A 278-nucleotide genomic window follows, 5' to 3' on the forward strand; every position below is an offset into this window, starting at 1 on the left:
CACAACTAGCCGCATTGAAAGTTAAGAGTGAGCAAGAGTCTGGCATGCAGGCCTTGGCGCGTATGCGTGAATTGAAGGCGACAGGACGTGTTTCTTTAGATTTGTCTGCGAATGATGAAAATGTCGATAAGTTGCCACAATTGAAACTGGAGAATGGCGATCAGCTCATCATTCCTAGCCGCCCTGACTTTGTGCACATTTTTGGCGCCGTGAATCAGGAAGCTTCTGTCATCTGGCGTAAGGGTACGACAGTTGACAAATATCTGGCGAATGCCGGT

1 pseudogene is annotated in these 278 nt (G+C 48.2%); it reads left to right on the top strand.

Annotated elements, in window-relative coordinates:
* Positions 1-44 precede the first annotated feature (44 nt).
* A pseudogene (locus KDM89_RS22235) lies at positions 45-278 on the top strand (capsule biosynthesis GfcC family protein); the annotation flags it as partial.

Origin of the sequence: Cognatundibacterium luofuense (assembly GCF_018139685.1) — a bacterium.
GTDB lineage: Bacteria > Pseudomonadota > Gammaproteobacteria > Burkholderiales > Burkholderiaceae_D > Undibacterium > Undibacterium luofuense.